This is a genomic window from Hymenobacter sp. (assembly GCF_036387835.1).
Classification (GTDB): domain Bacteria; phylum Bacteroidota; class Bacteroidia; order Cytophagales; family Hymenobacteraceae; genus Hymenobacter.
Genome location: NZ_DASVSY010000074.1, coordinates 22999 through 44725 on the forward strand (window position 1 = coordinate 22999; position 21727 = coordinate 44725).

Sequence of the window (21727 nt, forward strand, 5' to 3'; positions counted from 1 at the left end):
ACTTAACTTAGAACAATCTGGACACTAAGCACTAGTACTAAGTACAAGCATTATTCCAATGAACTTCAAAGTCAATCCTGCTTCCGCCGCGGAAGCTCGTGAGGAAATTCGGTTGTACCTGGCGAACGAGCTGGAATACGCGCCGTCCGCTATTCAAACCAAGGTGATTTACAACACGGAGCTGCCGTGGGTAGATGGGCGCAAGCAAACCTGCTACTTAGTGGAGTGGTCGGTAGCCAATGGCCCCGATGGGGTGGCGCTAGCGGGTCCGTATACGTACACGCTGCCCGATATTTCAGTGGCTGAAGCCAAGCGCCTGGGTACTTTGCACGAGTGGCGCCAGCAGTTGCTCAACCTGTACGCCGGCTGCGAAATAGTGGCGCACGCCCGCCTCAAGCAGCCCCTCGTCGATGTATCTGACCCCACCCGCACCCGTCAGTTGCTCGAAGCCCTGCAAAACCCGGCCGCTCCGCGCATCGCTGTTCGTTGCTCGGTGCGCGAATTCGTCCGTATTGGCACCGACGAGTACTACATCTTCAACGGCGACTGGGTGCACAACCCTAATTTTTCGTACTCGCCCACCTTCGGTTTCAAGCCCCGCAAAAACGACCCTACCTTGCATCTCCCCGCGGAGGAAGACATCCGCATCGTGCCGCACAAGTTCCTGACGCCGGTGCCACCTGTAGGCGCCGATGGCGCGCTGCCGGGCGAAGCCGTAAGCTTCATCATGGTTAAGAATGGCCAAGTAATAGATGCCTCCTGCTCGGCTCTGGCCCGCGGGGTAGTCGATAAGGTGGCGATGTTCTACTTCTTAGGCAAGGAGAACGGTCCTTTTGCTATTACGCTTAATTAGAAGGAGCTTTCCTTACACTCTCAAAGCGGATAGTGATGAAGTGGTGGTGTTTAGGGGCGGTTGGTCTGCTAGTACTCATGCTCTATGTCATAGGTGCTCCCCGTCATGCTGAAGAAGGCGGTTTGTCCCTCGACCCCGAAGGCGACTTATTCCTGCAATTCGAGGAAGAGACATGGTCAGAGGGATTTCTAGATCCTCATCAATCATTGATTTTGTACCTGTACCAATCAAATGGATGGTTTAAAAATCCTTCACGCATCCAATTGTGGACAGGCGATTCTGAAGTAGTAGGATTAACCATAAAAGACATTAAGTTCTTGCCCCATGACCCGACTTCAGAGCGTTGCCTTCGTATAGAAGTGCCCCGTTATATCAACAGCGGCATTTCTCCAAATGCTCCTCCTACGATAAGCCAAAATGATAACATTTTAACCTTCTGCCAATAAAGAAGACCCGCTCCAACTAATTGGGGCGGGTCTTCTTTATTGGCAGAAGGTTGGCGTTACGCGGTAGCTTTCTTCAGCTTGTCGCCGAATACGGCTTGCACTTTCTGTACTTTGGGGCGTACCACAAATTGGCAGTAGGGCTCGTGACCATTCTGCTTGAAATAGTTCTGGTGATAATCCTCGGCTGGGTAGAAGCTCTTTAGCGGCTCGATTTCCGTAACAATGGGCTGGTCGAAGGCTTTGGCTTCGTTGAGCTTTTGTTTGTACTCTTCGGCTAGGCGGCGCTGCTCGTCGTTGTGGTAATACACCCCGGAGCGGTATTGCGTGCCGGTATCGTTGCCTTGGCGGTTGAGAGTAGTGGGGTCGTGGGTTTTCCAGAACACCTCCAGCAACTCGGGGTAGCTAATCACCTTGGGGTCATAGGTGATTTGGATGACTTCGGCGTGACCCGTAAGGCCGCTGCACACTTCCCGGTAAGTTGGGTTGGCAATGCGGCCGTTGGAATAGCCCGAAACTACTTTCTGCACGCCCTGTAGATCTTGAAAAACAGCCTCGACGCACCAAAAGCAGCCGGCTCCAAAAGTTGCGAGATTCATAGGATGAAAGGTCTTGTTTAGTGGCAAACACTTCTTGAAGAGAAATTGAAACGTGCTTGCGTCAGGTTCAGCTTGCAAGAGTAGCCTATACGAGTAAAAGAGAATAGTAAGCGGAAAAGTTTAATGGAAACTAGTAAGGCACTGTTGTGGCAAGTAGGTGGCGCACTAAGCAAGTGTCAACGCAATCCGTCGCCTCCGATACGTACCTCCCACAAACAGATAAGCCCTTGACGCTCGGGTATCGTCAAGGGCTTGTTATATTCCTGAAGCTTGGTGCATTGGCCTCGACTTAAAGTGCGGCTTAAGCGCTTACTTCCCGAATCGGTCGGCCACTATCAGGTCTTTAGAGCCCGCAGTGTACTTGTAGAAGCCTTCGCCGGATTTCACGCCTAGGCGGCCGGCCATCACCATATTGACCAGCAGCGGGCAGGGCGCGTATTTTGGGTTGCCAAGCCCATCGTGCAGCACGCGCAGAATGGCCAGGCACACGTCCAAGCCAATAAAATCGGCGAGCTGCAGGGGCCCCATGGGGTGGGCCATGCCGAGCTTCATCACCGTATCAATTTCCTCGACGCCGGCCACACCCTCAAACAAGCTGATGATGGCCTCGTTGATCATGGGCATCAGAATGCGGTTGGCCACGAAGCCCGGATAATCGTTGACTTCGGTGGGGGTTTTGTTGAGTTGGCGCGAAAGGTCCATCACCTGCTCGGTAACCGCATCGGACGTGGCGTAGCCCCGAATCACTTCCACCAGCTTCATTACCGGCACTGGGTTCATGAAGTGCATGCCAATGACCTGCGTTGGGCGCTTGGTAGCGGCGGCTATTTTAGTGATGGAAATGGAAGACGTATTAGACGCCAGAATGGCCTCTTGGGGCGCATGCTGATCTAGGTCGCGGAAGATTTGCAGCTTCAGGTCCACGTTCTCGGTGGCCGCTTCTACTACCAGCTGCACGTCGCGCACGCCATCGGCAAGGCTGGTATGCGTTTGAATGCGCCCGAGCGTAGCCGACTTGTCGGTTTCTGAAAGGCTGCCCTTTGCTACCTGCCGGTCCAGGTTTTTGCTGATAGTTTCAAGGGCTCTGTCGAGGGACGGCTGGTTGATGTCGATAAGCGCAACGGCAAATCCGTGCAAAGCAAAAACGTGGGCAATGCCATTGCCCATAGTACCCGAGCCAATAACGGCGACTTGCATCATGCTGTGAAACGAAAAGGTGGGTGGGAGGCAACAAACGGCCGCTTGTAAATCAGCCGCGGCAAAGCTAATCTGAAAACCCTGGCCACCACGTCAAAGGCCTAGCAGATGAACGCCTATTCAGATTGTTTGTGGAAACCCTGGAAAATTTTTTATTGCCCATAAGTGCCTTGGCGCATTCATAGGCAATGATTTCTAGGAAACGAGAGGAGAAATGCCAAGATTTTTTAAAGCCGATATATCCTTTTAGACCCCCCCGCGTACAAATCCGCAGCTCAGCTTTCACATGCAAACTCTCCTTGCGAAGCCGAGGCCTTCCTTTCCACCACTCTTAATCAATTCCACCACCATGGGCAATCTGTTGTATATCATCGCCGTCGTTCTCATTCTCATTTGGGCATTGGGCTTCTTCGGCGTGTTAGGTGCTGGCATGGCCGGCAACAACCTAATCCACATTCTGCTGGTTATTGCCATTATCGCCATTTTGCTGCGTGTTATCCGCGGCGGACGGGTAGTATAGTTTACGCCCTGAGGTCGAAGGCCTCTCAGCGTTTTGTTTGAAACAAAAAAAGCCTCCTGCTAGCTCAGGAGGCTTTTTTGCGTTTGGAAAAGAGCCTACGCTACTTACCTAAGTTGATTAACAGGTTAAGGCGTATCTCTGGCTGACCATAAGGAGAAGTACTGGAGCCATCGGTGTTCACTCCATCATTGAAATTGTAAAGAACAACAATATCAGCAGCGACTCGGTCGCTAAACGAATTGCGGTAGCCAGCTCCTCCCAAGGGCGTTTTGAGCGTGCGATTAATATCGTACGCCTGACCTTGGTAGGTATATTTTGCACTAGTGCGGGTTACTTCGTATTCAGCATGCAGAAAGAATTGCTTATACACCATGTATTGAGCAAATGCTTTCAGACCGAGGTTGTTGGACACCACGTTTGGCGGATAGCGATTCACCTGCTGATTGTAGTCGGAGTAGCTGATGTTGGTGTACGAGTAGCTAATACCCGGACCAATAGAGAATTTCTCTGAAACCCGAATACCAAGAGCTGGTGCAATGCTCGCATTAAATTGGCCGTCGCCGTAGTAGCTGGTATAGCCTAAGCCGAAGTTGGTGTACAGGAAATACTTGCGTAGCGGTGGCGGCGGCGCGGCTACACCAGGCCGGCTGGGCAACTCCAGCCCCGAGGGACTGTCAGTGGATGGACGGGCCGGAACCGGCTCGTTGACGGGCGGCGGCACGGGTACGGGAACTTCTTGGCGCGGGGCCGGCGTGTTGGGGGCGGGAACTGGACGCGGCGCCGTGCCAGGAGGCGCCGTGTTCAGCTGAGGCTTCACCGTGGAGGTGCTGTCGGTGCGCTGGGCAAAGGCAGCCGGAGCAGCCAGTAACCCGGCACCAACCAGGAAAATTGCGAACAGGGGACGTTGCAGAGCGTTCATACCGGAAGGTAACGCGGTTAGGAGACTAATTGGTATTTGCGCTGGCGGAGCGCTTTGATGGTTTCGTCAGCCAGATATTCCTCATAAGTCATGCGCCGATCAATAATGCCATCGGGCGTGAGTTCTATGATGCGGTTGGCTACTGTTTCAATGAACTGTAAGTCGTGGGAGGCAAATAGCAGCGTGCCGCCGAATTCACCTAAGCTGTTGTTTAAAGCAGTGATGCTTTCCAGGTCCAAATGGTTGGTTGGGTCATCAAGAACCAGCACATTGCCCGACTCCATCATCATCTTGCTGAGCATGCAGCGTACTTTCTCGCCCCCGCTTAGCACGTTCGACTTCTTCTGCGACTCCTCGCCCGAAAACAGCATCCGGCCCAGGAAGCCCCGGATAAACGACTCGTCCTTTTCGGTGGAATATTGCCGCAGCCAATCCACCAGGTTCAGGTCGGTGTCGAAGAACTCGGAGTTTTCTTTGGGGAAATAGGAAGGCGTGATGGTGGTGCCCCACTTGAAGTCGCCAGTATCAGGCCGGATCTGTTCGAACAGGATGTCGAAGAGAAGGGAAGCCGCCCGGTCGTCACGCCCGATGATGGCCACCTTGTCTTTCTTATCGAGCGAGAAGCTCACGTTGCCGAACACCTTCTGGCCGTCTACCTTCTTGCTGAGGTTTTCAATTGACAGCAGTTGGTTGCCGGCTTCGCGCTCGGGCTTGAAGGCAATGTAAGGGTACTTGCGCGAGCTAGGTTTGATTTCTTCGAGCGTAAGCTTCTGGAGCAGCTTCTGGCGCGAGGTAGCCTGCTTGCTTTTGGAGGCGTTGGCCGAGAAACGGCGCACAAACTCTTCTAGCTCTTTGCGCTTGTCTTCGGTTTTCTTGTTCACATCCTGCCGCTGGCGCATAGCCAACTGCGACGACTCGTACCAGAACGAGTAGTTGCCGGGATACATCGTGATTTTCGAGAAGTCGAGGTCGGCCATGTAGTTGCAGACGGCATCGAGGAAGTGCCGGTCGTGGCTCACTACAATTACGGTGTTCTGGAACGAGTCCAGGAAATTCTCTAGCCAGAGCACGGTTTCGGCGTCGAGGCCGTTGGTGGGCTCGTCGAGCAGCAGCACGTCGGGGTTGCCGAACAGTGCCTGGGCCAGCAGCACCCGCACTTTATCAGAGCTGCCTAGGTCGCCCATCAGGGTGTAGTGCTTGTCTTCGGCTATGCCGAGGCCCGAGAGCAGTTCAGCAGCTTCATATTCAGCATTCCAGCCTTCGAGGTCGGCAAACTCACCTTCCAGCTCGGCCGCCCGCTCGCCATCCGCGTCCGAAAAATCGGGCTTGGCGTACAAGGCGTCTTTCTCCTCCATCACCTTCCACAGCCGCTGGTGCCCCTGAATAACGGTTTGCAACACGGGTAAAGCATCGTAAGCAAACTGGTCCTGGCGCAGCACCGAAAGGCGCGCATTCGGTGGCATCGTTACCGAACCCGTGTTGGGCTCGATTTCGCCGGACAGAATTTTCAGAAAGGTTGATTTGCCCGCGCCGTTGGCCCCAATAAGGCCGTACACGTTGCCGGGCATGAACTTGATCGTAACGTCTTCAAACAAGATACGCTTGCCGTAGCGCAGGCTGACGTTGGAGGTGCTAATCATATATAGGAGAAAGACGGAGAAACGAGGGGAAAAGCAAGTAGGACTTCAACAACAAAAAAAGTAACCGGGCGCAAAAATACGCAAAATGTAGGCTTGCCGGCGTACGTGCAAGGTTTTATCCCTAAGGGCTTTACAAGAAACGTTGAGTTGACGGTGCATTCCAAAGCGAAAGAAGGATAACCGCTAGTGTAACCCGCCTAAGCAAGACGCAGCTAGTTACCGCCGCCACAACACCAGTAATTAGTTTGAAGTATAGTAGAACTGGTTTCGCAGCACATTCAGGCCGGTTTATTGCAACACGCCAAGACGAATACATGTTCCCATTTTTATTTCACCTTTCCGCTTAGGCGCATGGACCTTTCCCGCAATTCTATCCTAAGAACTTCTATCCGTCAGGGCATTTTCACGGCTGTTGGCTGCAGCTTATACTTTCTGCTTCTGAAAGCGCTAGGCCTACTCGATCAGGTGGCATACGTTTTTCTAGTAGGTGCTATTCTGGTGGTAGGCATTTGCCTGGCTCTGGCGCAGTTCAAAAAGCTCAACAATAACCGTATTACCTATTTGAGCGGCATCGGAGTGGGCTTCATCACCTCCCTAATAGCGTCGGTGCTATTTGGGTTGTTTGTTGTTCTTTACTCAACCTTAGACAAGACGTTTATAGAGGCCATACGAACTCGCAATTTGTTTGGCGTCGATTTATCTGTCACGGCCATTGTGTTCCTAGCCATCATCGTGCAAGGCGTGGTGATAGGAGCCTTTATTGGCTACGTGGCTATGATGTATTTCAAAAGCCCTGACCATAAAGGTGTTGCTGTAGAAAAGGACGCTTAGTGACCTGAACAAGGAACTTCTCAGCTTACGCTGCAACAGCAAGTACCGGTAGCCAGGTGAGCTTTTCGTGAAATGCCAGCTCCACAGTAGGTAGTCCTGCCTGGATAAAAGGCGAAGAATTATTTAATGAAGTAGAAACCAGCGAAAAAAATAGCATTTACCCCAACTATACCGCCGCAAATCCGGTATTAAGAGGGAAAGTAGCCTTTCAACGCAAGATTCTGTTCAAGCGCAGACACGACTTGATGGGCTGCTTTTTATCCTCCCTTCCAACCTCAATCTGTACCCGCTATGAATAATGCCCAGATTACCCCTGAAACCAACGGAATCCGTTATGGCTTGCTTACCGCGGCTGCGATGGTAGTCTACTTTTCAGTGGCTATTCTGGCAGGCCTAGCAGACCGTATCGAATTCAGTTTTTTGAATTTTGCGATTATGGCTATCGGCGTATGCTTGGCCATTGCCAATTTCAAGCGCGCTAAGCGTGACCGAATGCCTTATTTGCAAGGCTTTGCTACTGGTGTAATGACGGCCGCAATTTCCTCGGTTGCTTTCGGCTTCGCTTTCATTGTGTGCACGCTGATTTGGCCCAACATCATGGACCAGATTCACGCCCGCGACCTGTTTGGATTCGACCTGTCGATTACAATTGCCTTCCTGGCCATTCTATTGCAGGGAGCCATGGTAGGAGCTATCATAACGCTTGTGGCTATGCAGTACTTCAAAAGCCCCGACCATAAGCCAATAGAAGGCATCGAATAATCATTTGCAGCAATCTTAGAAAGCCTGATTCACTACTTAAGGATCAGGCTTTTTCTTTGCTCGAAAGGATTGTCGGCCCTCTTAAAGGCACACTATAAATATTAAAATAAAAAAATTGTTTTTTTTGTTGTTGCTGTAACTTTGTTAACATATATTTGTATTAATGCTAGCGCGTATGGATATGCTTAGGTTCAAGCTTTTCCGTTATCAGCGCCAGCACCAACTCCCCCTCGTTTTTCTTTCAGTCATGAAATCAGTATTCGTTATCCTCCTGCTACTTGTTGGTTTAACTGGAGCGGCAAGCGCGCAAAAGCAAGACCGCCACGGTGAGCTATCTGGAACTAGTGGCCTTTCGATGGCACAACTGCGGGACGTTACGCGGCAAACATGTAACCGACTGCACCTCAATGAGGCGCAGTACATACGTCTGCGGGCAGTCAACCTAATTAGAATGACTCGTCTGGACGAAATAAGCTGGCAGTACAAAGATGATATTGTAGAGCAACGCGCCCGTATCAGCGAAATGGAGTCACAATACGAAGCCGAATGCAGCCGCATTCTCACACCTAGTCAAATAAGCGTTCTGCGTAGTGAGCAGCAACACGACGACATTCGGAGCACGATTGATGTGAATGAGGGTGGCGTAGGCTAACCTGCTAAGAGTTAATTAAATACATCCGAGTAAGTTTTGGTTATCTAGATTTTCACGATAAGCAAGAGGCGCTTCCTGTACTGGAGGCGCCTCTTGTTTGTTTAGCCCTTTATTAAACCTAAAGAGTTAGATAAGTGTGCGGTATGCGCTAAGAGCAGGAGACTCGCTGGAGGTATGCAGTATTATTATATAAGTGCTATTTTATTTACAACGGGCTACCCGTTAGCACCTCCGTAACGGTACCAAGAGCGCCGAAATGAATGCTTAATTTGTTGGCTGCGGAGCGTTGATGACCTGGCTCGCACTGTGGCCCCGGCACGAGATAGTAGTAGTAGGTTTTCTCTGTTTGTTCGGCTAATTCTTCTTCGTCGGGGCGGCCCAAAAGCTCCTCTACCGTAGCGGTAGTTTTGCCATAAAGTTGCTCCTTAGCCTTTAGAAAAGATTTGGCTTGTGGGGCACGGAGGTTACGACAGCCATACGCATCCTGTCGCCAAACAGCAGAATCAAGACCCGGTAAGACGGGGCGGGAACGGCTGCACGATGCAAATAAAAGCAGGTTAACACTCAGCAGAGAGAGGCGAAAAAGCAACATAAATGGTAAGAATGGGAACTGGCAGGCCAAAGAAAACGGTTGCTGCCAATAGAAGAAGTTGCGCTAAAGTACTATTATTGTAATACGAGCGTTGTCATTTCGTGGCAATTGCCATCTTGTTTGCTCTTGTCCGACAGCTTAGCCGATGACCAAGATAATAACCGCCTTTACCACGCTACTACTAACTGCGTGTTTTGTTTTTTCATCTGCTTTCTTCCGCTCTTCCGTCGCTTCAAGCCCACGGCCTGCGGGTACGCCTAAGCTACCGATTGAACTGCGGCGGGCACAGTATATGGTCGCTTTCGAGCAGTATGTGCTTAGCAGCTACATGAAGGCAAAACTGATTAACTACGGAGTACCCGCCAATGTCTACCGCGAGGCGCTAATGGGCTACTATAGTCTCAGTCAGCGCGGCCAGATTGCGCCAAGCCGCCAAGTGCTAACCATCATTGATTTCGAACGTTCCAGCAGCCAGAAGCGCCTTTGGGTAATCGACTTGAAGAAGCAAACTGTGTTGTTTCACTCACTGGTAGCCCACGGCCGAAACACCGGCGAGGACATGGCCCGTACATTCTCCAACCGGGAGGGTTCCGAAATGAGCAGCCTAGGTTTCTACACCACGGGCAGCACGTACCAGGGTAAGCACGGCTTGTCGTTGAAGTTGCACGGCCATGACCCTGGCTACAATACCAATGCCGCCAGCCGCGCAGTAGTGGTGCACGGCGCCGACTATGTGAGCGAGCAATTTGTACGGCAACACGGGCGGCTAGGTCGCAGCCAAGGCTGCCCAGCGCTGCCCGTTCAGCAAAGCTCGGCCATCATTCGGGCTATTCAGGGGGGCACGGTTATCTATGCACATGGGCCCAGCCAAGTGCGGTACGCATCTACCTGGCTGCAACTCGATCCGGCGCTGATGGCTTTTGCGCATCAGCAAGGGTTGTATCGCAGCTAAGCATCCTTGGAAGTAAACCAAACACCCCGGCCCGGTGCCTACCCTACATGATGGGTTAGACGCCGGGCCGGGGTGTTTGGTTTAAGCTCGGTCGCCGGTAGCCTTTACCAGGTTGATGCCGGCAAAAAAGAAAATCAGGCCAACGCCAAATGGAACGAGGGAGTTGATTTTGCTCAGGTTCACGCCTGCCACATGCAAGAAGCCTAGCGCGCCGTAAACAATGCCAATAATGCCCAGGATAGTGAGCAAGGAACCGAAAGTGCGTTTCTGATTCATAAAACGAAATGTTAAATAGATGGTAAACAGGAAAAGGGAGAATGAGCCTGATACGGTATCTACTTGCATTTGGGTATATAAGTAGGAATGTATAATTTTAGATAGGAATCTGTGCCAAAGCCCAACAGTTTGCCGGTCAGTTGATTAGTTGAGCTCTAAACGACAGTTTGTTGTCCTTCTCTTGTTAGGCTCCCGGTAACTCTTCCAGGAAAGACGCGTTACAAGCCCAACTGGCTCTCCCTGCCAAAAAGTTGATCTTCCCGCCTTTTCCACCTACTGCCATGAGAGGAAACCTCCGCTATATCATTGCCCTGCTAATGGCAGGGTTTACCCTGGTCACGTACTACTGCAAACGCTCCGTAAACGAAGTAACGGGCGAAGTACAGCACGTAGACATGACCGCCGACCAGGAAATTGCTTTAGGCTTGCAAGCGGCCCCCCAGATGGCCCAGCAATACGGTGGACTGCATCCCAACAAGGAAGCGTCGGCCCGCATCGAGCAGATTGGCCAACAGATTGTGCGCACTACCAAAGCGGGCCAAAGCCCTTACAAGTTTCAGTTTCATCTGCTGGCCGACGAGAACACCATCAACGCCTTTGCCTTACCAGGTGGGCAGGTTTTTATTACGGCGGGCTTGCTGAAGAATTTAAAGACTGAAGGTCAGGTGGCCGGTGTGCTGGCCCACGAAATTGGCCACGTAGTAGGGCGCCATTCGGCCGAACAGATTGCAAAGTCGAAGCTGACTCAGGGCCTGACCGGAGCCGCTGCTATTGGCATGTACGACCCCGACCGGCCCGGCACGATGGCGGCATCGGCCGCCGCTGCCATGGTCGGCAAGCTGTTAACGCTGCGTTTCGGCCGCAACGACGAATTGGAAGCTGATAAACTGGCCGTTGATTACACCCCGCAAGCTGGCTACAACCCGCGAGCTATGATTCAGGTAATGCAGATTCTAGAGCAAAATGGCGGCAGCGGTCGGCAGCCCGAGTTTCTGAGCACGCACCCTAATCCGGGTAACCGGATTGGCCATTTAGAAGAAGAAATTGCCGCTGAGTTCCCACAAGGCATGCCTGGCAATCTGAAGCCATAGAAAGCCACAAAAGACATAGTATAAAGGTATATTTCGGGCAACTCACGGACTTATTATTTCGATGACTGCCGCCGCTCCTGCCTTGCTCCGTTACTTGTTGTTTGTGCTAAACCCAATTTCGGGTGACTTAGACAAAGCTGAACTAGAGCAAACCATAACCAACTACTGCACCGAGCGGGGCCGGCAGGCCACCTTCTATCATACAACCGGAACCGACGACCTCACCAAACTACGCCGCTATCTTGACCTGCATTCCTTCGATGCTGTGTTTGCGGCCGGTGGCGATGGTACGGTGAGTTTGGTAGCCGAAGCCTTATTGGAGCGCGGCATTCCGCTAGGAATTTTGCCACTCGGCTCGGGCAATGGCTTGTCGAAAGATCTTCAGATTCCGCAGGACACCGGCGAGGCCTTACACCTTATTTGGCGCCATCAGCTACGCGTTATTGACACTTTGTTGATCGGTGGCCATTTTTCGGCGCATTTGGCTGACCTTGGTTTCAATGCGCTCGTAGTGGAACGCTTCGACCAAGGCGAAACGCGTGGGCCGGGCGCCTACGTGCGTATTGCCACGCAGGAGTTTCTAGGGTACGAACCCGCCACTTACCACATCGAAACCGACCAGGAAACCTGGGATGGAGCGGCATTCATGGTAACCATTGCCAATGCCAATACCTTCGGCAGCAACGTGGTTATAAACCCCGATAGTGACTTAGACGACGGGCAGTTCGAAATCTGTGTGATAGAACCATTTCCCAACGCTGCCGCCCCCGGCATCCTCTACGACTTGTATACGAGCGGCTTCGATACCTCGATTTATACGCGCCGCCTGTGCTGCCGGCGTGCCAGTATTGAGGTGCCGGAAGTGCAGGAAGTACTGGTGCAGATTGATGGAGAGCCAAAAACATTGCCTAATCCGGTGGAGGTAGAAATCAACCACCACAGCTTGCAAGTGCTGGTACCAGTACCAAGCGAATAAACCGTACTTGCTTTGCCAAGGTAATGCCTTGGGTTGCAGAAGGCCGAGGGCGAAGCATCAGCTTCGGCCTTTCCTGTCTGCGCTAAGCTCCGGCCACCGACTCGTTGATAAGACCCGTGGCTACTACGGGCGGGGCCACCACCGGGCCGGGCAGCAGGCGTTGGCGGAATACCTCCAGTGTATTTAGGTCGGTGCTTGGCTCCAAAGTGCGCAGCCAGGCTTCACCATTGTCGTAGAAGTCGAGGCTAAAAAAACCTTTGTGCTCGTGCACGAAGGTGGCGTTGCCGCCTTTCTGCACGAAAGCCGTTTTGCTGCCGGCGCCACTCACCAGGTAATGCCCCCCATACCGGTGAAAGTATTGCAGGTTGTGGTCGTGGCCAGCGGCGTAGATGATGTTGGGGAACTGATGCAGCACCCGCAGCAGGCGGCGGCGCATTTTGCGGTAGCGTGGGTGCGCCATGTCTTCGGCGGCCCCTACTACCTTGCGGTAGAGCGGCAGCAGCGAGCCAATAAGCGGCAGCGGCACATAGGCCCGCTTGTGCACCGTGGTCAAAGGGAAAACGTGCTGCTTGGCCGTGAACTTCCCGCCGTGCAGCGCATTCGAGTACAGCGGATGGTGCCCGGCCACCACTACGCGCTGGTGCCGGTTGGCATCGAGGAGTTGCTGCAATTGCCGAAACGGCTCTTTGGGGTCGGAAGCCGGGCGCTTGCCATTTTGCACCCACCACTGCGTGTTAAGCACGACTAGCAGTACGTTTTCAGCGAGTTGCACCGTAGTTGGACCTGGAGTGCCGCCCGAAGGCAAGTAGAGTGCTTCCGGCAGATGCTCGGCAATGTAAGCTTCCTGACGCAGCAGATAGTCGTAGCCGTCGGGACGGCCTTTGTTCCAGTCGTGGTTGCCGCTCAAGAACACCACGCGGCCCGGAAAGGTACGGAGCACGTCGAGCAGGGTGTTAAGGCGTCTTTCGGCGGCGGGCCGAGCAGGGCTATCGGCGGCGGGTAGGCCGGTAGGGTACACGTTGTCGCCGAGAATGACGACGGTGCCCGCCGGGCCTGTCTCATCTTGCCAATTGGCTAGCAGCTGTAGAATGGGGTCGGTACCGTCGGTGGCGACGGCGCCAGGGTCGCCGAGTAGAGCTACGCGGTGTTGTGGGGCCTTATGGGCATCAGGTAGATGCAAGGGCCAGTCGTTGCGGATGGGGGCTACGTAGGGCCGGCGCCGGTATTGCCGCTCCTGCCAGTAGCGCAGCAGCAGCCACAAAGCCGACAGAAGAACGGCTGCTAACGTTGCATAGAGAAGGAGGGAAGGAAAGACAGCCAACGCATTGGGGGAAACGGTACGTACTTCTATACGTGAAACCCAGGGACTTACGTTTGGTTTGTACAGCGGAGTTTATGTTTCCGTTGATTAGAGGACTTCTCAGATGCCTGAAGCCTATGGATAAAGGAGAAGGTCGGAATAACCTTTTTTTCCTGGTCATTCCGCTTTCTGTTAAGCCCTAAATGAAGCTGCTGCCTGAAACTCAGAAATTGGGCGGGGTGAGGTTTTTGAAGTGGCCGTTCAGGCGAACTCGCTCTTTCAGGCGCTCGGTTTCCAGCAGTACCGGCAAAATGTGCTCCAGATGCTCTAGCACAATTTCTTGCCGCTCGGCCTCGGTTTGCGCCTCCAGCAGTTGGTATTCCTGCTCGGTGCTCAAACCCAAATGATGTGCCACGTCATAGATCCGATAATTAGCGGGAAGCTCCTGCATCAGCTTGCGTAGCCCCAGTACATCGTAGAGTTGTTGTAGCTGAGCAGAAATGCGCGTTTGCAGAACAACATCTATATGGTCGTCATCAATCAAGTCTTCCACCAACCCGCCCGCATAGAGCTTGCCAGGTGCCTGCCGGTAAAATTCTTCGACCCGAAACAAGCCTACTGCCTTGGTGCGAATATCCATTTCGCCGCTAGCGTAGTTCTTCTCTACGTCGACGAGCTGCATTTCTGTGCCTAATGGGCTTACAGCTTCGTTGAGGAACGGCGGAATACCAAAGGTGATGCCCTCACTCAAACAGTCGCGCACCAGTTGGCGGTAGCGGGGTTCGAAGATGTGCAGATTCAACTTCTCGCCGGGAAAAACGACGAGGTTTAAAGGAAATAAGGCAATCTGGCGCATACAAGCAATTAACGCATTTTGGAAGGCTGCCCTTGGAGAGTACACCAGGCGGGCACACTACGGGAACGGGCACTTGCACAACAGCACAAGAAGCACCACTCACTAGCGAGACAAGCTACAAACAAAAAGACCACAACGAGGCGGTTCTCAAAGAGGCACTATATGAACTAATGCTTCTAAGGCTCGTTTGTTTGCCGGTGTTGGTAACAGAGGAGGTTATACCAAACAGATATTGCGGGGTATGGAAACTCGTTTCATGCTATTGCGCCTATTCAACCAGCGCTTTGGTGGAAGACTCGCGGACCACTAGCTGCGTGGTAAGTACCGTTTGGCGGGGCGGTAGGGCAATCTTGGTATTCACTTGTGCCAGAAAGAGCAAGGCCGCTTCCCGACCCATTTCAAAGGTCGGATGCATAACGGAGGTTAAATTCGGATTTACTACGGTGGCGTGAAACTCGTCGGTAAAACCAACTAGGCCCACATCGTCAGGAATGCGGAGGTGCTGACGCTTGATTTCCTTCATGGCGGCGAAGGCGGTAGTATCGTTCACTCCGAAAATAGCGTCGGGGCGGGAGAGGAGAGCCAGCAGGCGCTGGGTAGCGGCCGTGGCGCTGGGGATGCTCAAGTCGCAGTGGGCCAGCAGGGAATTGTCGAAGGACAAGTTGCAATCGGCGAGGCCTTGCTTGTAGCCTGCTATTCGTTCGCGGGTGATGTTGAGCTGGGCCGGGCCGGCAATATGGGCTATCCGGCGGTAGCCGCTCTCGAAAAAGTGGCGCGTTATACGGCGAGCCGCTTCTTTGTTGTCGACCACCACGGTGGCAACTTCGTCGGCGCGGCAAACCCGGTCGAAGAACACCAGCGGTATTTCGGCTTCCAGCAAATGGTTGAAGTGCGTGTAGTCCTGGGTTTCCTGGGCCAAACACATGATGATACCGTCGACCCGCAGCTTGAGGAGGTTTTCCAGACACTCTTTCTCTTTCTCGTAGCTCTCGTAGCTGCACCGAATCACGATGTAGTAGCCGTGCTCGTTGGCCAGACTTTCGATGCCGCTGATGATGGAAGAGAAGAAGTAGGTAACCAAGTCGGGCACAATTACGCCGATGGTGTTGGTCTTGTCTTTCAGTAAGCCAATGGCCAGCGGATTAGGCGTGTATTGCAGCTCACGGGCCAGCTCCTGCACTTTTCGCGTGACTTCGGCCCCAATATCGGGGTGGTTGCGCAAGGCCCGGGAAACCGTGGATATCGACACGTTCAGAGCCTGGGCTATGGTTTTCAATGAAACGTGTCGTTTGCTCATGCAGGAGTTATTTTAGGGAATCAAACTTAGCGAGATTTGGCATTCATCGTAGTAGCCCGCTATTTGCCTTACTAGTTGCGGGAGCGAAGTAGGCACCCGCTAGCGGACAGTCAGTTACTGATACTGCTTTGGAAAAGACCTTTTTGTGCCTTCAAAAGATGCACAAGTAGTAGGTTTCCGACTCTGTTTTTCTACCTGGCAACGCATTTCCTAATCCAAGGAATAAGCCCTGAAAACAGAATTTATAACAAGATAAATTTGAAAAAATCAAGGTAAGGACAGTAATGTAAGCTCCGCAAAGGTTTGCGCAAAGCCTTGCGGAAGTATTTATAAACAATCGATTGTGCAGGTGCCTCAGGCTCCTAATTTTGCCTGAATAGGCTGCAGCTTTAGCGGCTGAAAAATTCGGATTTCCACTTCTCAATTAATTCCCCGAGGCCGCCATGCATTACCGAAAATTAGGCAACACCGGAATGGAAGTTTCCTGCTTGAGCTTGGGTGCGTCTTCGTTAGGAGGCGTTTTCCACGACATCAACGAAACGCAGGGCATAAACACTGTCTGCACGGCGGTTGAGAAAGGCATGAATTTCATTGATGTGTCGCCTTACTATGGGTTTCTCAAGGCCGAGAACGTGCTAGGGAAAGCTTTGCAGCAACTGCCCCGCGACAAATACTACTTATCCACGAAAGTCGGCCGCTATGGGCAAGACGGGGTTAAAAGCTGGGACTACAGCGCCATCCGCGCCATCAGGAGCGTAGAGGAAAGTTTGGCCCGCCTGCACGTCGACTACATCGACCTGATTAATGTGCACGACATCGAGTTCAGCGACTTAGATCAGGTTATCGGGGAAACGCTGCCGGCGCTGCACTCCCTGAAAGCCTTGGGCGTGGTGGGCCACGTGGGTATCACGGGACTCCCGCTCGAAAAACTCCGGCAAGTGATTGAGCGGGTACCAGCCGGCACGGTAGAAACTGTCTTGTCTTTCTGCCACTACTGCCTCAACGACCAGACCTTACTCGACTACGTGCCTTACTTCGAGCAGCACGGAGTAGGCGTAATCAATGCCTCGCCCTTGGCCATGGGCATGCTTTCCGAGCGAGGCGCCCCGGACTGGCATCCGGCTTCCGAGCAACTGAAATACCATGCCGAAGTGGCGGCTGCTTTCTGCAAGAAGAAAGGATACCCCATTGAAAAGCTGGCCATCCAGTTTTCAGTAAGCAATCCGCAGATTGCTACTACGCTGGTAAGTACTGCCCGCCCCAACACTATTCTGCAAAACATCAGTTGGGCGGAAGAACCCCTCGACCAGGACATGCTGCAGCAGGTGCGGCAGATTCTGGAACCTGTGCAAAGCGAAACCTGGGAAAATTCCTGAGTTTAGAGGATTGGTGCTTGTTGGCTGCTGATTGCTGAAATGCTTTAGGTTGAGTGTGACGTTTTAAAGTGAATTTCAACAGCTTCACTGGCTATCAACAAGTAAAAACCGACAATCACTTATGGAAGAGCCGCAGACCACTGATTTCAAGCGCTATTGCAAGACCCTGCGCCTCCAGAATGATGCGCACTTGATCAGCGAGTACAAGAAAGTGCACGCGGCCGGAGCAGCTTGGCCGGAAATCACGCAGGGCATGCGCGAGGTGGGTATTCTCGACATGGAGATATACCTGCTTGGCGAGCAGCTTTTCATGATTATGGATACCGTACCCGACTTCGACCACGATCAGGCTATGCAAGTCTTGGCTACCAAACCCCGGCAGGCGGAGTGGGAAGCCTATGTAGCCCGGTTCCAGCAAACTTCTGCTGAGGCCACGGCCGATGAAAAGTGGCAGCTCATGGAAAGAATTTACAAGCTAGGAGAGTGAGTTTGCTTTCCTTTCCACCTACAAATCCCACACCCCAATGAACAGAAATTTCACCTGCTTACTAGCCGCCGCGCTGCTTACGGGGCTGGTCTCATCAGCTCAGGCACAGTCGACCACTGCGCCTAAGAAATTTGAGGCTACTTGGGAGTCCTTGAAAAACTACCAGACGCCGGAGTGGTTTCGTGACGCCAAATTCGGTATTTTCATTCACTGGGGACTGTACGCGGTGCCGGCTAACTTCAGCGAGTGGTACCCGCGCGAGATGTACCACAAAGACAGCCCGACCTACAAATACCACATGGCTAAGTACGGGCCGCAAACCAAATTCGGCTACAAGGATTTCATTCCCATGTTCACGGCCGACAAGTTCAACGCCGACCAGTGGCTGGACGTGTTCAAGAAGTCGGGTGCCAAGTACATTGTGCCAGTGGCCGAGCACCACGACGGCTTTGCCATGTACAAAACCAAACTCACCAAGTGGAATTCGGTGGACATGGGCCCCAAGCGCGACGTGATTGGGGAGCTGGCCGCCGCCACGCGCAAGCAGGGGCTGATCTTCGGCCTCTCCTCGCACCGCATTGAACATTGGTGGTTCTATGGCTTTGCGCAGGAAGTGGATTCGGATGTGAAAGACCCGAAGTACGCCGATTTGTACGGCCCCGCCCACTTCTACGACCCGTTCAAGAAGGGCGATAAAGCGCCCACCATGACCACCGAATTCATGCAGGATTGGCAGGCACGTACTACCGAGCTGGTCGACAACTACAAGCCCCAACTGGTGTGGTTCGACTGGTGGATAGAGCAGCCGGAGATGGAGCCCTACAAGCAAAAGTTTGCTTCCTACTACTACAACAAAGGGCAGGAGTGGAACAAAGGCGTGGTGATAAACTACAAGAACAACGCCTTCCCGGAAGGCACGGCCGTCTACGACATCGAGCGGAGCAGCAGCAAGGCCACCAAGAAATTTCCTTGGCAAACCGATACGTCGGTAGGTAAAAAGAGTTGGGGCTACATTGAGGGCGAGGAAAACAAAACGCCTAACGAGCTGATCGACGAGCTGGTGGATATTGTGAGCAAGAACGGCAACCTGCTGCTCAACATCGGACCCAAGGCCGACGGCACCATTACGCCCGAGCAAACGGCCGTGCTGCTGGGCATGGGTAAGTGGCTGGCCGTGAACGGGGAAGGTATCTACGGCACCCGCCCCTGGACGGTAGCCGCCGAGGGCCCCACTGAAGGCCTCGACGAGAACGTGCGCTTCAACGAATACGCCCACAAAGGTTATACCTCCCAAGACATTCGCTTCACGCAGAAAGGCAAAACCGTGTACGCCTTCGGCCTCGACATTCCGAAGAGCGCCACCACCATCAAAGCCTTGGCAACCAAAGCAGGCAACGGCACGGTGGCCAGCGTAACGCTGCTGGGCAGTAAGGAAAAAGTGCAGTGGGCGCAGCAAGTAACCGGCCTAGTAATTCAGCCTGCCAAAAGCTACGCCGTGCAAAATGCGGTAGGTTATAAAATTACCTTTAAATAATGCGTGGCATATGTGAAGAGTAGCGCGGAAATCCGTTCCGCGACGAGCGGAGCGAGTATCAGGTACTACGCCAACGCGCAGGAACTCGCTGTGCTCGTCGCGGAACGGATTTCCGCGCTACTCTCCACCAGGCAATAAGTACTAGGCACCAAGCACTAAACCCCGCCCCATGACTGCTCGAAAAAGTACGTTTGCCGTTTTCCTGATTACGTCGCTGTTTTTTTTGTGGGGCTTCGCGCTCAACCTGAACCCCATCCTGATTCCGCACCTTAAAAAGGCGTGCCAACTGACGGATGCGCAGTCGGCTTTCATCGATTCGGCGTCGTACATAGCGTATTTTCTGCTGGCCCTGCCGGCGGGACAGTTCATGAAGCGGTTTGGTTATAAGGGTGGTATTCTGCTGGGGCTGCTGCTGTTTGCGGTGGGCGCCTTTCTGTTTTACCCGGCTGCGGCAGCTCGTTCCTACGCCTTTTTCCTGACGGCGCTTTTTATCATTGCCTGTGGCCTGACCTTCCTGGAAACGGCGGCCAACCCGTACATCACCGTGCTCGGCGACCCGGACGGGGCCACGCAGCGGCTCAACTTCGCGCAGTCTTTCAATGGGTTGGCGGCTACGTTGGCGCCGTTTCTGGGCGGTATGTTCATTTTGTCGGGCAAGACGCTGACGGCAACGGAGGAAGCGGGTATGTCGGGCGCGCAGCTTGATGCGTATCTCAACAACGAGGCCGCTTCGGTGCAGGTGCCGTTTCTGCTCATTGGCGGGCTCGTGTTGCTGGTGGCCGTGCTGCTGTACTTCACCCGCCTGCCCGACATAGTGGAAGAAGAAAGTGTGGAAGGTGAGTCGCGGTCTATTTTGCAGGAAAAAAACTTGTTGCTGGGCGTGCTGGCGCAGTTTTTCTACGTGGGGGCTCAGGTTTGCGTCAGCAGCTTTTTCATCCGGTTTGCAAGCCAAGTAGCGGGCATCGGCGAGAAGTCAGCTTCACAATACCTGGCCGGGGCCTTGCTCGGCTTCATGATAGGCCGCTTCATAGGCACCTTCCTGATGCGCTTCATTCCCGCGTCGCGGCTGCTGGCTATCTACAGTATTGTCAATTTCTTTCTGGTGCTGCTGGCCGTGCTGCTGAAAGGCTCCTTCTCGATCTATGCCCTGATTGGAGTGGAGTTCTTTATGTCGATTATGTTCCCAACTATCTTCTCGCTTAGCATTCGGGGCCTAGGCGCCAAAACCAAAGTAGGTTCTTCGCTGGTGATTATGTCCATCGTGGGCGGCGCCATTTTCCCCGTTATCATGGGCCGCGTTTCCGACGCCAGCTCGATCCAAGTGGCTTACATCGTGCCCGCGCTGTGCTTCCTGGTGGTCTTTTACTTTGCCCTGAAAAACATCCGCGTCAAGAAGCTTCAGCTTACGACCGCACACTAAATAGAACCTCACCCCCTAGTCCCCTCTCCTCGGGGAGAGGGGGAACTAGCTGCTAGTCTTCCCTAGGCTCTAGATCTAGAAATGTCCAGTAGCTAGTTTTTTAGAAACTAGCTCTAGTTCCCCCTCTCCCCGAGGAGAGGGGGCTAGGGGGTGAGGTCCCACATTGCAACTTCTCCCAATGCAGTAAAGCCTATGAAAATTGACGCCCACCAGCATTTCTGGCAGTACGACCCCGTCCGCGACGCTTGGATCAACAACCAGATGGCCGTTATCCAGCGCAGTTTTAACCCGACTGATTTAAAGCCCCTGCTCAGCAGAAATGGCATCGATGGGTGCGTGGTGGTGCAGTCCGACCAATCGGAGGCGGAAAACGAGTTTCAACTGGCCAATGCCGCACAGCACAGCTTCATCAAGGGCGTAGTGGGCTGGGTTGATTTGCAAGCCGACAATATCGGGGAGCGGCTGGCTTACTACAGCCAATTCGACAAGCTGAAAGGGTTTCGGCATGTATTGCAGGGTGAGCCGAACCGCGCCCTGATGCTGACGCCCAACTTTCGCCGGGGCATAGCCGCACTTGAGTTGCACAACTTCACGTACGACCTGCTTATTTTCCCTGATCAGCTAGCTTACTCACGGGAATTGGTGGCTGCCTTTCCCAACCAGCCCTTCGTGCTCGACCACATTGCCAAACCCAATATCAAGGCGCAGCAGCTAGACGACTGGGAGCAAGAACTGCGGGCCTTGGCAGCGCACGAAAACGTATGCTGCAAGGTATCGGGTATGGTGACGGAGGCGCGCTGGAAGCAGTGGCAGCCCCACGATTTCCGGCCGTACCTGGATATTGTTTTCGAAGCCTTCGGGCCGGAGCGGGTGCTGTTTGGCTCTGACTGGCCGGTGTGCGAAGTAGCCGGGGGCTATGATGCCGTGGTGAGCTTGGTGCAGAATTATCTGGCGGCCTTTTCCGCGCGGGAAAAGGCATTGTTCTGGGGTGAAAATGCCCTTAAATTCTATCGGCTCGAAGCAGCCACTGTGCCGCCGTTGTTGAAGTAGCTCTCATGCTGAGGCCACGAAGCATCTTGCGTGCTGAGGTTGTAGCTGTTGAACGGCGTAGAGACGCTTCGGCAAGCGGACGCCAGATCAAGCACGCCAGTTAC

General features: G+C 53.3%; 23 protein-coding genes. 14 read left to right on the forward strand and 9 right to left on the reverse strand.

Annotated features, from left to right (window positions below; translation table 11 throughout):
- The first annotated feature begins 58 nt into the window (after positions 1 to 58).
- Together VF639_RS14345 and VF639_RS14350 are read left to right on the forward strand one after the other, a co-directional pair.
- Positions 59 to 853, forward strand: coding sequence for a hypothetical protein (locus VF639_RS14345; protein WP_331146606.1), 795 nt, complete (start codon positions 59 to 61; stop codon positions 851 to 853).
- A 77-nt stretch (positions 854 to 930) separates the two neighbouring features.
- On the forward strand, positions 931 to 1299 hold the full coding sequence (locus VF639_RS14350) for a hypothetical protein (RefSeq protein ID WP_331146607.1): 369 nt from the start codon (positions 931 to 933) through the stop codon (positions 1297 to 1299).
- A 56-nt stretch (positions 1300 to 1355) separates the two neighbouring features.
- Here the strand turns inward: VF639_RS14350 and msrA are convergent, their stop codons facing one another.
- Together msrA and VF639_RS14360 are read right to left on the reverse strand one after the other, a co-directional pair.
- The gene (gene msrA / locus VF639_RS14355; RefSeq protein WP_331146608.1) at positions 1356 to 1895 is read right to left on the reverse strand and encodes a peptide-methionine (S)-S-oxide reductase MsrA; all 540 of its coding nucleotides are present in this window, start codon (positions 1893 to 1895) and stop codon (positions 1356 to 1358) included.
- Between the two features lie 309 nt (positions 1896 to 2204).
- On the reverse strand, positions 2205 to 3095 hold the full coding sequence (locus tag VF639_RS14360; protein WP_331146609.1) for a 3-hydroxyacyl-CoA dehydrogenase family protein: 891 nt from the start codon (positions 3093 to 3095) through the stop codon (positions 2205 to 2207).
- A gap of 346 nt (positions 3096 to 3441) precedes the next feature.
- Between VF639_RS14360 and VF639_RS14365 the strand changes: the two genes are divergently transcribed.
- Positions 3442 to 3612 (forward strand): lmo0937 family membrane protein, encoded by a 171-nt coding sequence (locus VF639_RS14365; protein ID WP_022823051.1) that lies wholly within the window; start codon positions 3442 to 3444, stop codon positions 3610 to 3612.
- A 100-nt stretch (positions 3613 to 3712) separates the two neighbouring features.
- Here the strand turns inward: VF639_RS14365 and VF639_RS14370 are convergent, their stop codons facing one another.
- Both VF639_RS14370 and VF639_RS14375 read right to left on the reverse strand, forming a co-directional pair.
- Positions 3713 to 4531, reverse strand: a complete 819-nt coding sequence (locus VF639_RS14370; RefSeq protein ID WP_331146610.1) for a hypothetical protein — start codon at positions 4529 to 4531, stop codon at positions 3713 to 3715.
- Between the two features lie 17 nt (positions 4532 to 4548).
- On the reverse strand, positions 4549 to 6171 hold the full coding sequence (locus VF639_RS14375; protein ID WP_331146611.1) for an ABC-F family ATP-binding cassette domain-containing protein: 1623 nt from the start codon (positions 6169 to 6171) through the stop codon (positions 4549 to 4551).
- A gap of 351 nt (positions 6172 to 6522) precedes the next feature.
- On the opposite strand from VF639_RS14375, the gene VF639_RS14380 reads away from it, so the two are divergent.
- The 3 genes from VF639_RS14380 to VF639_RS14390 all read left to right on the forward strand — a co-directional run bounded on the left by VF639_RS14380 (position 6523) and on the right by VF639_RS14390 (position 8416).
- Positions 6523 to 7002, forward strand: coding sequence for a DUF4199 domain-containing protein (locus VF639_RS14380; protein WP_331146612.1), 480 nt, complete (start codon positions 6523 to 6525; stop codon positions 7000 to 7002).
- A gap of 291 nt (positions 7003 to 7293) precedes the next feature.
- A complete protein-coding gene (locus tag VF639_RS14385; RefSeq protein ID WP_331146613.1) occupies positions 7294 to 7764 on the forward strand; it encodes a DUF4199 family protein in 471 nt (156 codons plus the stop codon).
- Positions 7765 to 8215: 451 nt separating this feature from the next.
- Positions 8216 to 8416 carry a hypothetical protein gene (locus tag VF639_RS14390; protein ID WP_331146614.1) on the forward strand — a complete coding sequence of 67 codons (201 nt, stop codon included), beginning with the start codon at positions 8216 to 8218 and terminating at the stop codon, positions 8414 to 8416.
- Positions 8417 to 8621: 205 nt separating this feature from the next.
- On the opposite strand, the gene VF639_RS14395 is transcribed toward VF639_RS14390, so the two are convergent.
- Positions 8622 to 9008 (reverse strand): hypothetical protein, encoded by a 387-nt coding sequence (locus VF639_RS14395; protein WP_331146615.1) that lies wholly within the window; start codon positions 9006 to 9008, stop codon positions 8622 to 8624.
- Between the two features lie 328 nt (positions 9009 to 9336).
- Here VF639_RS14395 and VF639_RS14400 point away from each other — a divergent pair, with 328 nt between their 5' ends.
- A complete protein-coding gene (locus tag VF639_RS14400) occupies positions 9337 to 9960 on the forward strand; it encodes a murein L,D-transpeptidase catalytic domain family protein (protein WP_331146616.1) in 624 nt (207 codons plus the stop codon).
- An 81-nt stretch (positions 9961 to 10041) separates the two neighbouring features.
- On the opposite strand, the gene VF639_RS14405 is transcribed toward VF639_RS14400, so the two are convergent.
- On the reverse strand, positions 10042 to 10236 hold the full coding sequence (locus tag VF639_RS14405; protein WP_331146617.1) for a hypothetical protein: 195 nt from the start codon (positions 10234 to 10236) through the stop codon (positions 10042 to 10044).
- Between the two features lie 281 nt (positions 10237 to 10517).
- Between VF639_RS14405 and VF639_RS14410 the strand changes: the two genes are divergently transcribed.
- On the forward strand, positions 10518 to 11327 hold the full coding sequence (locus VF639_RS14410) for a M48 family metallopeptidase (protein ID WP_331146618.1): 810 nt from the start codon (positions 10518 to 10520) through the stop codon (positions 11325 to 11327).
- Between the two features lie 61 nt (positions 11328 to 11388).
- Positions 11389 to 12303, forward strand: a complete 915-nt coding sequence (locus VF639_RS14415; protein ID WP_331146619.1) for a diacylglycerol/lipid kinase family protein — start codon at positions 11389 to 11391, stop codon at positions 12301 to 12303.
- Between the two features lie 82 nt (positions 12304 to 12385).
- Here VF639_RS14415 and VF639_RS14420 read toward each other — a convergent pair whose 3' ends face one another.
- From VF639_RS14420 to VF639_RS14430, 3 genes are all read right to left on the reverse strand, one after another.
- Positions 12386 to 13624, reverse strand: coding sequence for a metallophosphoesterase (locus VF639_RS14420; protein ID WP_331146620.1), 1239 nt, complete (start codon positions 13622 to 13624; stop codon positions 12386 to 12388).
- Positions 13625 to 13826: 202 nt separating this feature from the next.
- The gene (locus VF639_RS14425) at positions 13827 to 14459 is read right to left on the reverse strand and encodes an LON peptidase substrate-binding domain-containing protein (RefSeq protein WP_331146621.1); all 633 of its coding nucleotides are present in this window, start codon (positions 14457 to 14459) and stop codon (positions 13827 to 13829) included.
- A gap of 268 nt (positions 14460 to 14727) precedes the next feature.
- Positions 14728 to 15756 carry a LacI family DNA-binding transcriptional regulator gene (locus VF639_RS14430; protein ID WP_331146622.1) on the reverse strand — a complete coding sequence of 343 codons (1029 nt, stop codon included), beginning with the start codon at positions 15754 to 15756 and terminating at the stop codon, positions 14728 to 14730.
- A gap of 443 nt (positions 15757 to 16199) precedes the next feature.
- Here VF639_RS14430 and VF639_RS14435 point away from each other — a divergent pair, with 443 nt between their 5' ends.
- From VF639_RS14435 to VF639_RS14455, 5 genes are all read left to right on the forward strand, one after another.
- Entirely contained in the window at positions 16200 to 17132 is a 933-nt protein-coding gene (locus VF639_RS14435) for an aldo/keto reductase (RefSeq protein WP_331146623.1), read from the forward strand.
- Between the two features lie 121 nt (positions 17133 to 17253).
- On the forward strand, positions 17254 to 17619 hold the full coding sequence (locus VF639_RS14440) for an L-rhamnose mutarotase (RefSeq protein ID WP_331146624.1): 366 nt from the start codon (positions 17254 to 17256) through the stop codon (positions 17617 to 17619).
- A gap of 37 nt (positions 17620 to 17656) precedes the next feature.
- Positions 17657 to 19153, forward strand: coding sequence for an alpha-L-fucosidase (locus tag VF639_RS14445; RefSeq protein WP_331146625.1), 1497 nt, complete (start codon positions 17657 to 17659; stop codon positions 19151 to 19153).
- Between the two features lie 169 nt (positions 19154 to 19322).
- Positions 19323 to 20573, forward strand: a complete 1251-nt coding sequence (fucP, locus tag VF639_RS14450) for an L-fucose:H+ symporter permease (protein ID WP_331146626.1) — start codon at positions 19323 to 19325, stop codon at positions 20571 to 20573.
- 192 nt (positions 20574 to 20765) lie between these two features.
- Complete coding sequence (locus VF639_RS14455) at positions 20766 to 21623, forward strand: amidohydrolase family protein (protein ID WP_331146627.1); 858 nt, start codon at positions 20766 to 20768, stop codon at positions 21621 to 21623.
- Positions 21624 to 21727: the final 104 nt, after the last annotated feature.